Consider the following 16,586-nt stretch of genomic DNA (forward strand, 5'->3'; position numbering starts at 1 on the left):
CCCAGCAACACCAGAACCCCCCTCAGCAACCGCACGCAAACCCCCCACCACCTCACCACGCCCCACACCCACCACCGCAGCACGACAACCAAACACACCACGCCGACCCAACACACCAGCAACCTCAGCAAGCCCGTGCTCCGGATGCTCCCCCACAAAGTCCGCAAGCTCCGCAGCGTTCCGACGTAGCTCCGGCTCGGACTCGGCCGACAACGCCAACACCACTGGCTCGGTCGGCTCTGCCGGGGTGGGCGGGGCTTCGAGAATCAGGTGGGCGTTCGTGCCGCTGATCCCGAACGAGGAGACCGCCGCCCGCCGCGGACGCCCGGTCTCCGGCCACGCGGTCGTCTCGGTCAGCAGCCGCACCGCGCCCGTCGACCAGTCGACGTGCGGGGTGGGCTCGTCCACGTGCAGAGTGCGCGGCAGCACACCGTGCCGCATCGCCTCCACCATCTTGATCACACCCGCCACACCCGCAGCAGCCTGCGTATGACCGATGTTCGACTTCAGCGAGCCGAGCCACAGCGGCCGCTCGGCGGGGCGGTTCTGCCCGTAACTCGCGAGGAGGGCCTCCAGCTCGATCGGGTCGCCGAGTGTGGTGCCCGTACCGTGTGCCTCCACGACATCAACGTCGGACTCGCTCAGCCGGGCGTTGGTCAACGCCGCACGGATGACGCGCTCCTGCGACGGGCCGTTGGGAGCGGTCAGACCGTTGCTCGCGCCGTCCTGGTTGACGGCACTGCCCCGGATGACGGCCAGCACCGGGTGGCCGTTCCGCTGCGCGTCCGACAACCGTTCCAGGACGAGCAGCCCGACGCCCTCGGCCCAGGCAGTGCCGTCCGCCGAGGCGGCGAACGGCTTGCAGCGGCCGTCCGGTGCGAGACCGCCCTGCTGGCTGAACTCCACGAACATGCCGGGGTTGGCCATCACGGTGGCTCCGCCGGCCAGGGCGAGCGAGCAGTCGCCCTGCCGCACCGCGGCCGCGGCCAGGTGCAGTGCGACGAGAGAGGAGGAACACGCCGTGTCCACCGTGACGGCCGGGCCCTGCAACCCGAGGGTGTACGCGATCCGGCCCGAAGCGACGCTGGCGGTGTTGCCGGTCAGCAGGTAGCCGCCCAGGGCGTCCTCCGCCTCGTGCAGGCGTGGACCGTAGTCCTGGGCCATGACGCCGCTGAACACCCCCGCCGTTGTCGCCTTGAGCGACGCGGGATCCACTCCGGCCCGCTCCAGCGCCTCCCACGACGCCTCCAGCAGCAGCCGCTGCTGCGGGTCCATCGCCAGCGCCTCACGCGGGCTGATGCCGAAGAACTCGGCGTCGAACTCGTCGGCGTCGTAGAGGAAGCCGCCGTGGCGGGTGCCGGATTTGCCGGGCGTGCTCCCGGCGGGGTCGTAGAGGTCCTCGATGTTCCAGCCGCGGCGTGTGGGGAAGGCGCCGATGGCGTCGCGGCCTTCGGCGGCGAGCCGCCACAGTTCCTCCGGGGAGCGGACCCCGCCAGGGAACCGGCAGGCCATGCCGACGATCGCGACCGGTTCGTCCGCGACGGCCGCGCCCGTGGACGCGTCGGCGCGGGCGCGGGCGGCGTTGTCCTCGTCGGCGCCGGCACCGGCGGCTTCCTTGTCGGTCTCCGCGCGCACCAGTTCGCTGCGGATGCGTTCGGCCAGGGTCTGCGGGTTCGGGTGGTTGTAGGTGAGTGCGCTGGGGAGTTCCAGCCCGGTCGCCGCCGCCAGCCGGTCGCGCAGCTGGACGGCGGAGATCGAGTCGAAACCCAGCTCCTTGAAGGTCCTGTCGGGGTCTATGGCCGCTGCGGTGACATGGCCGAGGACGAGGGCCATCTGGGAGTGCAGCAGCTCCCGCACGGCCTCCGTCTGTGCGGGAGCGGTCAGCGAGGCCAGCCGCCGGCGCCAGGCCGACAGCCGCTCCACCGGCGCGTCCTGCGCGGTTGCGGAGAAGTGGGTGTCGGAGGAGCGGGCATCGGAGAGTGCGGCGGTGGAAGAGGACGTCTGGTGCTCGTCCTCCCCCTGAGGCGTCTCGCTGGGCAGTTCAGGCCAGTAGCTCCGACGCTGGAACGCGTACGTCGGCAGGGTGACGGGAAGCGCGTCCTTTGGCGGTGACGGCAGCACGGTGTTCCAGTCGACCTCGCCGCCGAGCACGTGGAGCATGCCTACGGCCCGCAGAACCCGGGAGGCCAGTAGCTGATCGGCGTCGGGTCCGCGCGTCCTCGCGTCGGCCGGCGCACCCTCTTCGTCGTGGCCGGCGGTCGGGACCGCACGTACGTCCTCGGCACTCAGCTCCAGGCGTACGGTGCAGCCGAGGTCGGCCCACTCCCGCTCCCCGCCGGCACGCCCCGCGAACTCCGGTGCCCCCAGTTCCGGGGTCTCCCGTGCCGCGTCACCGTTCCGTGCGCCGTGCCCGAGGTTCCGCAACCAGTACTCGGCCGCCGCGTGCTCGGCGGCGTCGAGAGCACGCCCCGTGGCCGCGCAGAGCACCGGCAGGCGGGGCTCCGCGAAGGAGACCTCCTCCACCGCACGGGCCACTTCGCCCCTCAACGAACGGTCCTCGTTCCCTGTACCGTTCGTGTCCTCGGTGCCGTCGGCCTCCTCGGTGCCGTCGGCATCCTCCGTGCCGTCCGCCTCGGGACGCCCACAGGCGGCAATCAGCTTGAGTGCGTCGGCGGCGGACAGGACGCCCGCGACGTGCGCGGCGGTGACCGCGCCCACGGACCGGCCCGCTACGACGTCCGGGCGCACACCCCAGCGCTCGAAGAGGCGGAACAGCGCGGTCTCCACCGCGAACCGCTCCGTCAGCGAGCCGGCGGTGTCCGGGTGCGGCTGGCGCGGCGCAGTTGCGAACAGCGGGTGGGGAAGCAGCGGTTCGAGTCCGGTGCGCACGTCCTCCAGCGCCCGCGCGAACCCGGGCAGCTGCTCTTCCAGCGCGTGCACGTCGTCGGCGCTCGGGCCGCCTTCTCCGGTGAAGACCGTCGCGATCCTGGGCGTCTTGGCGGCCCGGCCCCGCACGGTGTTCGTGTCGCGCTGCCCGTCCGCCAGGGCGTCGAGTTGTGGCATCAGGGCGCCGTGGTCGGCGCCGATGAGCACGGCGCGGTGCTCGAACGCCGTGCGGGTGAGCGCCAGACCGCGGCCGATCGCCGCGACGTCGGCGGTCTGGCCCGGAACGTCGTCCGGCCCCCCGCCCCCGTACGGGCCGGGCCGCTCAGTGGCCGTGAGGTGGTCGCGCAGCCGGGCGGCCTGTGCTCGCAGCGCGGCGTCCGTGCGTGCGGAAACGGTCCACGGCACGAGTGGGCGGGCGGCTCCGTCGCCGCTCCGACCTGCCTCGGCCCCTCGTCGTGCGTTCGCGGCATGGCCGGGACGCCGCGCGGGAGGCTCGGAGACGATGACGTGGCAGTTGGTTCCGCCCATCCCGAACGAGCTGACACCGGCCGTCAATGGCCGGTCCTGCGCGGGCCAGGCGCCGAGCGAGGTCTGCACCTTCAGGTTGAGCCGTTCGAGGGGGATGCGGGGGTTCGCCTCGTGGAAGTGCAGGCTGGCGGGCACCGCGCGGTGCCTGATGCTCAGGATCGCCTTGACGAGTCCGGCGATGCCCGCGGCGCTCTCCAGGTGGCCGATGTTGGTCTTGACCGACCCCACGAGCAGTGCGTGGTCCCGTTCGGCCGCCCCGTACACGGCGCCCAGGGCCGCTGCCTCGATCGGGTCGCCGACGGGGGTGCCGGTGCCGTGCAGTTCCACGTACTGGACCTCGTCAGGCGAGATGCGCGCGCGCTCGCACGCGCGTCGCAGGACGTCCTGCTGGCCTTCGGCTCCCGGCACGGTCAGCCCGTCCGTCGCGCCGTCGTTGTTGACGGCCGACCCGCGCACGACTCCGTGGACGGTGTCCCCGTCGGCGAGTGCGCGGCTCAGGGGCTTGAGCACCACGAAGGCGCCGCCTTCCCCGCGTACGTAGCCGTCGGCTCGGGCGTCGAACGTGTGGCACCGGCCGCTGGGTGACAGGGCGTTGAAGTGGGCGGCCTTGGCGGTGCTGTGGGGGTGGGTGATCAGTTGGACGCCGCCCACGAGGGCGAGGTCGCACTCCCCGGACCGCAGGCTCTCGCCCGCCATGTGGACCGCGACGAGGGACGAGGCCTGGGCGGCGTCGACGGTCAGGCTGGGGCCGCGCAGGCCCAGCGTGTACGAGAGCCGGTTGGCGATGATGGCGCGGTTGGTGCCGGTCATCGTGTGGTGGGTGGAGGAGGTGTCGCCGTACTGGGCCGTCAGCGTGGCGTAGTCGTCGGCGCCCGCGCCCACGAAGACGCCGGTGCGGCTGCCGTGCAGCGCCGCGGGCAGCACGGCGGCGTCCTCCAGTGCCTCCCAGCCGAGTTCGAGTGTCAGCCGCTGCTGCGGGTCCATGACGAGGGCCTCGTGGGGCGAGATGCCGAAGAAGTCGGCGTCGAATCCGTCCACGCGGTCCAGCAGGGCGGCGTGGCGGAGCCGGACCTCGCCGCTGTCGGGGCCTTGTGTGCCGGGGTTTTGGGGGTACCGCAGGGCCAAGGTCTGGGCGGGCGAGTCGGAGACGGCCGCATTGGCACCGGCCAGCAGCCGCCAGAACGCGTGCGGCGCGGGGGCGTGCGGAAGCCGGCAGGAGAGGCCGATGATGGCGAGGGCGTCGTCGTCACAGTGGGCTCCGGTCACCGCGGAATCCCGCTCGTTCGTCATCGTTCAGCCGACCTTCCATTGTCCCCCCGTCGGCACGGTCCGCATGGCCCCGGGGAAAGCTGTCATGGCATTCCTCTGCTGTTCTGCCACCCTCTGGACAATTGCTAAGGAGCCCCTTGGCGTCCTCTAAAGCTGAGGGGCCCGCCCTTTTCGGCGCGGAATCAAAGCGGTGCCCTGGCACCGGACGGCCGTGCGGTTCCCCTGCGCTGGAGGGTGCTCCAGGGCATGTCCGGGCGTGTGGCGGCGCGGGTCAGGCACGGGGTTCCGCCGGGTGCGCGTCAGCGGGATTTTAGGGGCGGGTTGGCGAGGAACTACCGCGAGGTTAGGACTGCCTGGTGTCCTCGGAACCGTTCATTTGCCGAGGTCGGATGAGAAAACTCTGTCACGGAGGGGACGTTTTTCGCGCCGGAACCGTGGCAGCCCACATGTGGAGTTCACATTGCGTGTGTTGTTCGTCCCGCTGGCCGCGGCTGGCCACTTCTACACCATGGTTCCGCTGGCGTGGGCCTTCCGTGTGGCCGGCCACGACGTGCGGGTCGCCGCCCAGCCGTCCGTGCTCGGTCTGGTCAACAGCTCGGGGCTGACCGCCGTGCCCGTGGGTGAGCCCACCAACGTGCTGTCGAACATCAAGGGTTCGGTCGACGCGCTGCGCAGCGAGACGGGCAAGAGCCTGGCCGACTACGGCGACCTGGAGTCCATGCCAGACGAGGCCCGTGAGCGGTTCAAGGAGTTGCGGCGCGAGACGTTCGTCGCCATGGCGTCCGAGATCGCCGACGACCTGGTGGGGCTGGCGCGCAGCTGGCGCCCCGACCTGATCGTCACCGACCCGGTGATGTTCGTCGGCGCCCTGCTCTCCGAGGTCACCGGCGCGCCCCTGGTACGTCATCTCTCCGGCCCGCTGCTGCCGACGTTCCACCGGGCCCTCGGCAGCGGTCTTACGGTGGATGAGTGGCCCGCTTCGCTGCTGGCGCTCTTCGAGCGTTTCGGAGCCGAGCCGCGCCCCGACCCCGCCATGGTCAACGTCGATCCCACGCCGCCGAGTCTGCTGACGCGCCCGGCGGCGAACCGTGTGGGTTTCCGCTATGTGCCGTACAACGGCGCGACGCAGATGCCGGGCTGGCTGCGCGAGCCGGTCGGCAGGCCACGGGTGTGCGTGTCCTGGAGCATGACCAACACGGTGACGTCAGGTGAGAAGGAGTACCCGGCGGCGGCGATCGCCAAGGCGCTGGTGAAGCGCGGTGTCGAGGTCGTCGTCACCGTGAAGGCGACGGACCGGCCCCACTTCGGCCAGGTGCCGGACGGCGTCCGTATCGTCGAGGAGCTGCCGTTGCAGCTCGTCGTCCCGTCCTGCGCGGCGGCGGTCAACCACGGCGGCGGCGGTACTTCGCTGACGGTGGTGACGTCGGGTACGCCGCAGGTGATGATGCCGCAGGACCCGGCTCACGTCGTCAACGCGGAACGGATCGCCACCGCCGGCGCGGGCGTGGCGCACCGCACCCGGCCGATCGACATCCCGGCCGTCGTCGAGGCGGCGTCGGACATGGTGGACGACGGCCGGTGGCGTGCGGCGGCGCGGGCGGTCCAGGAGGAGAACGCGCGGCAGCCGTCGCCCGCGGAGGCCGTCCGGGTGCTGGAGCAGCTCGTCATGGCGAGGCTGCGCTGATGGCCGCACTGGACCGCAGCGCTGTCCGGTTCACCGCGTCGGCTCTGACGGACCTCAAGCCCACCGCTCTCGCGGACTTCCACCGGTGGTGGGCGGAGCGGCTGAGCGCCGGGGTGTTCGAGGTGACGCCCCTGGCTTTCGCGGATCTCAACGGCTGGTACTTCGCCCCGGGCTCGGGCAATCTCGTGCACGAGAGCGGCAAGTTCTTCGAGGTCAGCGGGATGCGTGTGGACTCAGGCGACGGCAGGCAGTGGTCGCAGCCGATCATCCACCAGCCGGAGGTCGGCATCCTCGGCGTGCTGGTCAAGGAGATCGACGGGGTGCTGCACTGCCTGCTCCAGGCCAAGATGGAGCCCGGCAACGTCAGCACCCTGCAATTGTCGCCCACGGTGCAGGCGACCCGCAGCAACTACACCCGGGTGCACGGTGGTGCGCAGACCCGCTACCTGGAGCACTTCCGCGGGCCGGGCCGCGGGCGGGTGCTCGTCGACGTGCTCCAGTCCGAGCAGGGCTTCTGGTGCTGGCACAAGCAGAACCGGAACATGGTCGTCGAGGCGACCGGGGACGTTCCGCTGCACGAGGACTTCGTATGGCTGCCGCTGAGCCAGGTGTGGCAGCTGATGCGGTGCGAGAACCTCGTCAACATGAACACCCGCACGGTGCTGGGCTGTCTGCCGCTGGCCCGGCCCCCGAAGGCGCTCGTGCCCGTCGAGGACCCTTTCCGTGCGGCGCTGCTGCGCTCGTACGGGCCGGTCGGCGACGAGGCGGGGAGCGAGGCGGAGGCGGAGGCGCTGCACACCCTGACCGACGTCGTGAGCTGGCTGACGGAGATGAAGACGCGCACGGCGTGGACGTCCCGGCTGGTTCCGCTCGACGAGGTGGCCGGGTTCTCCCGCACCGCGGACGCGCTGGCGGACGACGACGAGCAGAACTTCGCGATCGTGGCACGCGGCGTGCGCGCGGGCAACCGCGAGGTGACGCGCTGGACCCAGCCGCTGCTGGAGCCCCGGCGGCAGGGCCTCGCCGTATTCGTGGCGAAGCGGGTCGGTGGCGTCGTCCATCTGCTCGTTCGGGCACGTCCCGAGCCGGGTCTGCTGGGCCGTGTGGAGATCGGTCCGACGGTGCGGCGCCCGCCGGCGTTCGACGCGGTGCTGTCCAGCGGCCCCGAGCCCTTCCACAGCCATGTCTCCTGCGCGGACCCCGCGCAGGTCCGCTTCGACACCGTGATGTCAGAGGAGGGCGGCCGATTCCTGCACGCCGAAACCCGGTACCAGGTGGTCGAAGTGGGCGACGACTTCCCCCGGGACGTGCCCGAGGACTACTGCTGGCTGACAGTGCAGCAGCTCACGGAGCTGGTGCGGCACAGCCACTACCTCACCGTCGAAGCACGCAGTCTGCTCGCCTGCGTGCACTCCCTGTGGTGACGTGACGCCCCGTGGACGCCGAGACCGCGACACCCCCGCCCCTGCGACTGGCCGTGCTGGGCTGCGCCGAGTTCGCCTGGCGCAACACGCTGCCGGCCGTCCGCCGCACCGACGAGGTCCTCCTCACCGTCCTCGGGAGCCGTGACGGCGCGAAGGCCGCACGGTACGCCGAGGAGTTCGGCGGTGAGCCCGTCGAGGGATACGGGAAGGTACTGGAGCGCCACGACGTCGACGCCGTCTACATCGCGCTGCCGACCGGGCTGCACCACGCCTGGGCACGCCGCGCTCTGGAGGCCGGTAAGCACGTGCTGGTGGAGAAGCCCCTCGCCACGGGGCTCGCCCAGACGGAGGACCTGGTCGAGGAGGCGGTACGGCGGGGGTGCTGGCTGACGGACGGCTTCCAGTTCCCGCACCACGGGCAGCACGCGCAGGTGCGCCAGTTCGTCGACGAGGGCGGCATCGGCGAGCCGCGGTTCTTCACCGCTGCCTTCGGTATCCCGCCCCGCCCGCCGGGCGACGTGCGCCACGAGGCGGACCTCGGCGGCGGCGCGCTCCTCGACGTCGGCGTCTACACCGTGCGGGCGGCCCGCATGTTCCTCGGTGAGGACCTCACGGTGCGGGGAAGCACACTGCGGATGGACACCGCTCGCGGCGTGGACCTCGGTGGGTCAGCGCTGCTGTGCTCCGGAGGCGGCGTGCCCGCGCAGCTCTCGTTCAGCTTCGAGACGTCGTACCGCTCCTCCTACGCGCTGTGGGGCAGCGAAGGGGCGCTCACCCTGGAGAGGGCCTTCACCCCTCCCCCCGCGTTCCGGCCCACGCTGCTCGTGCGGCGTGGCAACGACACCCAGGAGTTGCCGCTCACCCCCGACGACCAGCCCGCACAGCTCATGCGTGCGTTCGCACGGGCCGTGCGGGAGGGGGCGTCGATGACCGCGCACGGCGAGGAGCTGAGGCGTCAGGCGGCTCTGGTCGACGACATCCGTAATCGAGCGCTGCGCACCGCCATCCGCCTGTGAACGGCGCAAAGGAGACAAGCTAGTGGAAATCATCGGTCGCGGTTTCATCGCGCGGCACCTGGGGTCCATGGAGCACAGACACCCGCACGTGGTCGCTCTGGCGTCCGGGGTGTCCCAGGTGGACGGCGTGAGCGCGGACGACTACCAGCGTGAAGCCGATCTGGTCTACGAGACGATCCGGCGCTGCCAGGAGAAGGACCAGCTTCTGCTCTACTTCTCGACCGCGAGCGCGGGCATGTACGACGCGACCCGCGGCTGCCGGGGACGTGAGGACGACCCGGTGTTCCCGGGCAACGCGCACGGCCGCAACAAGCTGCTGCTGGAGACCGTCATCCGGGCCTCAGGCGTGCGCCACCTCGTCATCCGCCTGAGCCACGCCTTCGGTGTGCACCAGTCCTCGCACCAGCTCATGCCCGCGCTGCTCGGCGCGGTCAGCTCCCGCAAGGTGCGCATACACCGGGGCTCGTCCCGGGACATCATCCACGTCTCCGACGCCATGACGATCGTGGACCGCCTGCTGACCGCGGGCGTCGACGGCGAGGTGGTGAACGTCGCCTCGGGCGTGACCGTGCCACCCGAAGCGATCATCGAGCACATGTCCGAGCGGCTCCAGCTACCCATCCTGGAGAAGCACATCGTCGAGGGCGACGCGTCGGTGTGCCTGGTCTCGCTGGACAAACTCCGGCGGCTGGTCCCCGAGATCGACGAGCTGGGCTTCGGGGACACCTACTACAAGCGGGCCATCGACCGGTACGTCGCGGAGGTCGAGGCCCTCGACGCCGCCGAGGGCTCCACCGCACAAGCCGCCGCGGGGAGCTCCTCCGCCGCGCCGGAGCGGCCGAGCGGCGGCACCGGCGCAACGGGCCGACACCACGTCAGTTAGGAGAGACCAGCATGCGGATCCTGTTCATCCCGCTCGGCCTGTCGACGCACTACCTCCACCTGGTGCCCCTCGCCTGGGCGTGCCGGTCGGCCGGCCACGAGGTACGGATCGCCGGCCAGCAGCACGCGTTCGCGGCGATCGAGCAGTCCGGTATGACCGTCACCCCCGTCGGTGAGCGGTACGACTTCGTGGAGCACTGGAAAGAGGCGCTCACCGAACTCGGGCGGCTCATCGAGGCGACAGGCGGCCACCGGGCCGGCACCGAGCGCACCCCCGAAGAGCGCCGGCGGCTCATCCAGCTCAGGAGCGACCCGTTCCTCAAGAGCGCCGAGGCCATGCTCGAGGACCTGGTCCCGCTGGCGCGGAGCTGGCAGCCCGACCTCATCGTCGCCGACCCCCTCGTCCTCGCCGCGCCCCTGCTGGCCGAGACCGTCTCCGTACCGCTCGTGCACCACCTGTGGGCGCCCGAGGTCAACGACAAGGTCGGTTTCGGCGGCGTACGCGGCGGCGGCCTGCCCTGGCCCGACGACCTGCGGCGGCTGTTCGAGAGCTACGGGCTGGAGCCGCAGGGCCGGTACTCGACCGCGGTCGTCGACCCCTGCCCAGAGAGCCTCCAGGCCCCCGGCATCCCCGGCCGGATGCCGATCCGCTACGTGCCCTACAACGGGCCCGGCACCGCGCCCGCGTGGCTGGCCGAGCCGCCCGCGCGGCCGCGGGTCTGCGTCACGTGGGGGTCGACGCACACCGAGATGGTCGGGACGCACAACTTCCTGGTGCCCGAGATCCTCGCGGGGCTGGAGAAGCTGGACGTCGAGACCGTCGTCGTCGTCCGCGGCGCCGACCGCGCACTCGTCGAGCCCGCCGCCTCCCCCGAGCGCGTGCGGATCGTCGAAGGGCTGCCCCTGCACGCGCTGCTGCCCACCTGCGACGCGATCATCCACCAGTGCGGCTCCGGCACGATGCTGACGGCCGCGGCGCTGGGCGTCCCCCAGGTGCTGATGCCCACCACCGTGGACCGGGCGGAGATCTCCCGCATGGTGGCGGACACCGGCGCCGGCATCGTGGCCGACACCTCCGACACCGCGGCCGAGACCCTCCGGCCGGTCTTCGAGCACGCGCTCTCCGACACCGCGGTACGGGAGTCGGCGGACCGGCTGAGCCGTGAGATCGCCGCACAGCCCTCGCCGGCAGCGGTCGCCGCCTCCCTCGACAAGCTGCTCTGAGAGGTGCATGTGAAGGCCCTCGTGCTCTCCGGCGGCGCCGGCTCCAGGCTCCGCCCCTTCAGTCACACCACGCCCAAGCAACTCGTCCCCGTCGCGGGCAAGCCCGTGCTCTTCCACGCCCTCGACGCACTCACCGCCGCGGGGATCGACGACATCGGCCTCATCGTCAGCGAGGCCGACGGGCCGGTCAGCCGGGCGGTGCGCGAGCGGCCCGGGTTCGACGCCCGCGTCACCTGCATCGCCCAGGACGCGCCCCGCGGCCTGGCACACTGCGTGCTCATCGCCCGCGACTTCCTGGGCGACGACGACTTCACGATGTACCTCGGGGACAACATCTTCCAAGGAGGCATCACCGACACCCTCGACGCGTTCCGCGCCCGGCGCCCCACGGCACAGCTCGCCGTCAGGAAGGTCACCGACCCCGGTAGTTACGGAATCGCCGAACTCGACGCCGAAGGCCGCGTGATCGCGCTCCAGGAGAAGCCCGAGCACCCGCGCAGCGACCTGGCGATCACCGGCGCGTACGTGTTCACCTCCGAGATCCACGAGGCGGTGCGCGCCATCGGGCCCAGCGCCCGTGGCGAGCTGGAGATCACCGACGCCGTGCAGTGGCTCGTGAGCCGCGGCCGCACGGTCACGGCCCACCACTTCTCCCGCTACTGGGCGGACACCGGCACCCTCACCGATCTGCTGGCGTGCAACAAGGTGCTCCTCCAGGCGCTCACGCCCGCCGTCGGGGGATCCGTCGACGAACACAGCCGGCTGCTCGGCCCTGTGGTCGTCGAGGAAGGCGCCACGCTCCGGGCATCCGTCGTCGAAGGCCCGGCGATCATCGGACGGCACAGCACACTCGTCAACTGCCGTGTGGGACCGTACTCGGCCGTCGGCGCCCACTGCCGGATCGAGGCCTCGGACGTCGCGGACTCCGTACTGCTCGACCGGTCCACCGTGCAGGGCGTGGGCAAACTGCGGGGCTCGATCATCGGCAAGTCCGCGGACATCAGGCGGGACTCCGCCGACTCGGGCTGCCACAAGCTGCTGGTCGGTGACAACTCCCGCGTCTTCGTGCCCCGATGACCACGCGGCTTCGCGCCCGGGTGGCCGTGTGCCTTCACGCCCGGGTGGCCGTGTGCCTTCACGCCCGGGTGGCCGTGTGCCTTCACGCCCGGGTGGCCGCGCGTCGCCGGCCGGTGGCACCGACCGGCGGCACACGCACCGGCACCGTGCCCGCCACTGAAGCGCCGATACCGCTTCCCCCGACCGCACCCCACCCCACCCCACCACCAGACGACTTCCACGGAGTACCGCATGACAACGGCATCCGGCAGCCGGCCCCACCGCGCCCCGGCCGACCTCAGGACCGATCTGTGGCTGCGCCGGCTGACCCGCTCGGCGGACGCCCGTGCCCGGCTGGTCTGCCTTCCGCACGCCGGAGGTTCGGCGAACTTCTTCTTCCCGTTCGCGGACTCGCTGCCCTCCACCGTCGAGGCCTACGCCGTCCAGTACCCGGGCCGCCAGGACAGGCGCACCGAACCGTGCCTGACCACCGTCGAGGAACTGGCCGACGCCGTCCACCCGGTGCTGCGAGAGGGCCTGCCCGGCCTCCCCCTCGTCCTCCTCGGCCACAGCATGGGCGCGATCGTCGCCTTCGAGGTGGCCGGGCGCATGGAGCGGTCGGGAACCGGAGCGCCGCTCGGGCTGATCGCCTCCGGCCGCCGTGCGCCGTCCATCCGCACCGTCGAGACGGTGCACCAGAAGGACGACGCGGGGCTGGTGGCCGAGATCCGCCGGCTCAGCGGCACGGACGACGTGCTGCTCGACGACCCCGAGATCCGCGAGATGTTCCTGCCCGCCCTGCGGGCCGACTACAGAGCCATCGAAACCTATCCGGGCCCCGCAGGACCCCCGCTGAACTGCCCGGTCAGCGTCTTCGTCGGGGACGCCGACCCGCGGGTGTCCCTCGACGAGGCGGACGCCTGGCGCCCTCACACAAAGGGCGACTTCGCCCGGCACATCTTCCCCGGCGGCCACTTCTACCTGCGCGACCACCCGCGGGAGTTCACCACCACGCTGACCCACGAACTGGCACGACTGTGCGGATCCACCGACACGTGAGCCGCACGGATTCACCCAGCTCGTGAAGTGCGCGCGGGGCGCGGACGTGCCGCGCGTACGCATGATCCCTCTACCGCGCCGGGCCGGTGTCGTAGGTGTGATCGAGCGAGTCCCCGGCCGTGCGCCCCGCACCTTCACCGACTGGGCCCGGCGCCACCTCGCAGCCTGCCGATGAGCCCGCCTCCCTCCCCCGCTCCCGCCACGTCCGAGTGACGAGGGGTCAGCCGGGCCATCGGGGCGCTATGCGCACGTCCACCGGATTCCCCGCACGGTCGCCGGGAGCGGCCCGCGGCGCGGCCGGGACGCCAGGGTGCGGCCCGGGCGAGGACGGGGCCGGGCGCGATGTCGGCGGTGGAAGCGGCCACGGGGTACGCGGTCACGGCGTACGGCGGTGCCGCGCGGGCGCAGCCGGACCACGACGTAGCAGGCCAGTGCGGCGGCGACCAGGACGAGGACGCCCTTGCTGAGGACGCCGACGTAGTCCCCGACGGTGTCCCACTGTTCGCCCAGCCGGTAACCCGACATGACCAGTACGGCGTTCCACATCAGACTGCCCGGGGCGGTCAGTACCAGAAAGGTCGGCAGCGGCATGCGCTCGACGCCCGCCGGCACGGAGATCGGACTGCGGAAGATCGGCACCATGCGGCCGAGGAGGTCGGCCTTGGTGCCGTGCTTGGCGAGGACGGGGACCGCCGCTGCGGCCCTCTCGCGGAACCCGTGGGGGCACAGCACGCGGCCGCGAGGACGGCATCCGGGACATGCCGAGTGCGCCTTGCCCATGGGCGGGAGCCACGCTCGCTGAGGCCGGGAAGCGCTGGTTGCCGCTGCGGGGAAGGGCCGGTGGCTACTTGGACTCGACGCGCCCGACCGCGTCAGGGCCCGTCGTCAGCTCGCTCTGCGCCTGCTGCCAGGCGCTGTCGCCGCGGCCGAATCGCGCGCGCAGGTAGGCCGCGGTGAGCCGGGCGATCGCTGCGACGTGCGCGGGGTTCTCGTCCGACAGCTGCGCGCTCTCGGCCGCGTCGTACCCCTGGATTCCGCCGAGCAGATGCCCCGCGCCGAAGACGGTGAACAGGGTCTTGGTACCGGGGGCGAGGTGGTAGGGGTCCTGGTGCCAGGCCGGTCCCATGTCCGTGAAGTGCCGGGAGTCGTCCTGGTCGCCGGCCACGACCAGCGCGGGCTGGACCATCGTGGAGAAGTCGAGCGTGCGGAAGGTGCGCACCTGGTCGGCCATCGGCCCGTTGAGGGTGTCACCGCCCCGGCCGGGCGCGGCCAGGAGTACCCCCTCCTTGATGCGCGGTTCGAGGTAGTTCACCCGCCACGGCCTCGCCCAGGCACTGCAATCGGACAGCAGCCGCTTCGCCCCCCTGCACGCCTACTTCCTCGACCGCCTGCTCCCCGTTGCCACGCGGCTGCTCGACGCCGCAGCCGAAGCGGACGAGATCCGCCCCGGCACCCACCCCTACGAACTGCTGCGGGGCATCGGCAACCTCTGCATCGGACACGACGACGATCCTGACTACGGCCCCCGCCGGCTGATCGCCCTACTGCTCCAGGGGCTACGGCGCCCGGGACCGGCCCCCGGGGAACGGTGTCAGCGGAAGCGGGCGAGTTCGTCGTAGTGCTGCTGGAGGGCGGGCGAGAGGGCGACGCGGTCGCGTTGGAGGAGGTTGCGTGCCATGGCTTGGGCGGTGGGTTCGCCCCTGTCGAAGGCTTGGGCGAGGTGCTGGGCGTGGGCAGGCTGGAGACTCTCACCGAAGGGTGCCTCGTCGGGGTCGGTGACGGCTTCGATCAGGCATGGGCCGTCAGTGGTCATCGCTTCGGCGAACACGTCGGGGGCGGCGGAGGGGTCGTCGAGCAGGAAAGCCTTGAGGCCGCATGCGCGGGCGACGGCGGCGAAGTCGATGGTGTGCAGCTCGCAGCCCATCTGGGGGTTGCCCAGCAGCGCGGTCTGCTCCCACACCTCCAGGGCCAGGGAGTTGTTGCGCAGCAAGACGACCTTGATCGGCAGCTCGTATTGGGCCAGAGTGGCCAGTTCGCCCATGCCCATGCTCATCGAGCCGTCGCCGGTGAAGGCGATCACCGGGCGGTCGGGGTGCGCGAGTTGGGCTCCGATGGCGTAGGGCAGCGCGGACCCCATGGTGCACAGGGTTCCGGAGAACGAATACTGCATCCCCCTGCGCAGCCGCAGTCGGCCGCCCCACGCGGTCACCGTCCCCGCGTCGCCGGTCACGATCGCCCCGTCCGGCAGCGCCTTGGACAGCTCCCAGGTCACCACCTGCGGACGCATCGGGCTGCCGGAGTCCGCGGCCTGCTCACCGATCAGATCCCACCACCGGCGGTAGGTGTCCTGCGCCTGCTTCAGGAACGACCTGTCCTCCTTCCGCTCCAGCAGGGGCAGCAGCCGCTCCAGGACCGCGTCGGCGTGACCGACCAGCCCGGCTTCGACCGGATAGCGCATGGCGATGCGGTCGGCGTTGAGATCGATCTGCACGCCGCGGGCCTGGCCCGGCTCGGGCCAGAACTCGTAGTAGGGGGTGGAGGAACCGACGATGAGAAGCCCGTCACAGTTCTCGAACGCCTCGTGGGAGGCGCGGGTCCCGATCAGCCCCATGCCACCAGTGGTGTAGGGGCTGTCGTCCGGCACGCAGTCCTTGCCCAGTCCGGCCTTGACGATCGGCGCGCCCAGCACCTCCGCGACCTGTTCGAGCAGGTCTCCGGCGCCGCGGGCACCCGCCCCCGCGCAGATCGCCACCCGCTCGCAGCTGTTCAGCACCTCGGCGGCCTGACGCAACTGCTCCTCGGGCGGGATCACGGTGAACGGCTGCGGAGCCAGCGACAGATGCCCCGGCACGTTCTTGGGCGAGGCCGTGTCCTGCTCCAGGGTGAAGGACTGGACATCGATCGGGATCGCCAGGTGCGAGGGCGTGCGGTTCATCAGGGCGCTGCGCACTGCCAGGTCCGTGGCCGTCACCGCGTGCGTGGGGCCCATGACGCGCTCGGAGAACATGCAGGCATGCTCGAACAGCCGGTCGGAGGGAAGGTCCTGCAAGAAGTGTGCGCCGACCGTGTCGTGGTACGACAGGCCGGTGATCGCGATCACCGGCGCGCCATCGATCCGCGCGTCGTAGAGACCGTTGAGCAGATGGACCGCTCCAGGACCGGCGGTGGCCACGCACGCCGCCGGCCGGCCGGTGAACTTCGCGTAGCCCACACACGCCAGCGCGGCGCTCTCCTCGTGCCGCACATGCACGAACCGCATCCGCGGATGGACGCGCAACGCCTCGAAGAAACCGTTGATCTGGTCTCCGCAGATACCGAAAACGGTGTCGACGCCCCACTTCAGCAGCCGCTCCACCACCAGATCGGAGGTCGTTGGAGACCCTGCACCCTCTTCAGGCTCGTCACTCACGCGTAGATCCTTCCCTGAACACTGCCGTGGCGGCTCGAGGCCCGCGAGTCGACCATGCTTCCTCGACGAGGCCGCGCGGTCCCCCCTGCCTTGCCCGCACGCTGCGGATTCACCGAAACGGCCCTGGGACTCGGCCGGCTGCTGCGGAG

General features: G+C 71.6%; 9 protein-coding genes and 3 pseudogenes. 8 read left to right on the forward strand and 4 right to left on the reverse strand.

The genetic code is table 11. The annotated features are described in order from the left end of the window. Positions 1 to 4,704: type I polyketide synthase (locus DQ392_RS32805; protein WP_114019348.1), on the reverse strand; the 4,704-nt coding region annotated here is incomplete at its 3' end. A 445-nt stretch (positions 4,705 to 5,149) separates the two neighbouring features. On the opposite strand from DQ392_RS32805, the gene DQ392_RS32810 reads away from it, so the two are divergent. The 7 genes from DQ392_RS32810 (at position 5,150) to DQ392_RS32840 (ending at position 13,028) form a co-directional block, all read left to right on the forward strand. Beyond that, complete coding sequence (locus DQ392_RS32810; RefSeq protein ID WP_114019349.1) at positions 5,150 to 6,367, forward strand: nucleotide disphospho-sugar-binding domain-containing protein; 1,218 nt, start codon at positions 5,150 to 5,152, stop codon at positions 6,365 to 6,367. Then, complete coding sequence (locus DQ392_RS32815) at positions 6,367 to 7,791, forward strand: NDP-hexose 2,3-dehydratase family protein (protein WP_114019350.1); 1,425 nt, start codon at positions 6,367 to 6,369, stop codon at positions 7,789 to 7,791. The genes DQ392_RS32810 and DQ392_RS32815 overlap by 1 nt, the downstream gene beginning before the upstream one ends. An 11-nt stretch (positions 7,792 to 7,802) precedes the next feature. Further along, positions 7,803 to 8,807 carry a Gfo/Idh/MocA family protein gene (locus DQ392_RS32820; protein ID WP_114019351.1) on the forward strand — a complete coding sequence of 335 codons (1,005 nt, stop codon included), beginning with the start codon at positions 7,803 to 7,805 and terminating at the stop codon, positions 8,805 to 8,807. A 22-nt stretch (positions 8,808 to 8,829) separates the two neighbouring features. Further along, the gene (locus DQ392_RS32825) at positions 8,830 to 9,690 is read left to right on the forward strand and encodes an NAD-dependent epimerase/dehydratase family protein (RefSeq protein ID WP_114019352.1); all 861 of its coding nucleotides are present in this window, start codon (positions 8,830 to 8,832) and stop codon (positions 9,688 to 9,690) included. 11 nt (positions 9,691 to 9,701) lie between these two features. Further along, on the forward strand, positions 9,702 to 10,913 hold the full coding sequence (locus DQ392_RS32830; RefSeq protein ID WP_114019353.1) for a nucleotide disphospho-sugar-binding domain-containing protein: 1,212 nt from the start codon (positions 9,702 to 9,704) through the stop codon (positions 10,911 to 10,913). A gap of 9 nt (positions 10,914 to 10,922) precedes the next feature. Next, a complete protein-coding gene (locus tag DQ392_RS32835) occupies positions 10,923 to 11,990 on the forward strand; it encodes a glucose-1-phosphate thymidylyltransferase (RefSeq protein WP_114019354.1) in 1,068 nt (355 codons plus the stop codon). Between the two features lie 231 nt (positions 11,991 to 12,221). Continuing rightward, a complete protein-coding gene (locus tag DQ392_RS32840) occupies positions 12,222 to 13,028 on the forward strand; it encodes a thioesterase II family protein (RefSeq protein ID WP_114019355.1) in 807 nt (268 codons plus the stop codon). A 378-nt stretch (positions 13,029 to 13,406) separates the two neighbouring features. Here the strand turns inward: DQ392_RS32840 and DQ392_RS34910 are convergent. Further along, positions 13,407 to 13,706: pseudogene (locus DQ392_RS34910) on the reverse strand (DedA family protein); the annotation flags it as partial. 166 nt (positions 13,707 to 13,872) lie between these two features. Further along, positions 13,873 to 14,340, reverse strand: a pseudogene (locus tag DQ392_RS32850) (chlorophyllase); the annotation flags it as partial. On the opposite strand from DQ392_RS32850, the pseudogene DQ392_RS35635 reads away from it, so the two are divergent. Then, positions 14,339 to 14,647: pseudogene (locus DQ392_RS35635) on the forward strand (hypothetical protein); the annotation flags it as partial. The pseudogenes DQ392_RS32850 and DQ392_RS35635 overlap by 2 nt on opposite strands. On the opposite strand, the gene DQ392_RS32860 reads toward DQ392_RS35635, so the two are convergent. Then, entirely contained in the window at positions 14,620 to 16,437 is a 1,818-nt protein-coding gene (locus DQ392_RS32860) for a thiamine pyrophosphate-dependent enzyme (protein ID WP_114019356.1), read from the reverse strand. The pseudogene DQ392_RS35635 and the gene DQ392_RS32860 sit on opposite strands and share 28 nt — an antisense overlap. Positions 16,438 to 16,586: the final 149 nt, after the last annotated feature.

Source organism: Streptomyces reniochalinae (assembly GCF_003323735.1).
Classification (GTDB): domain Bacteria; phylum Actinomycetota; class Actinomycetes; order Streptomycetales; family Streptomycetaceae; genus Streptomyces; species Streptomyces reniochalinae.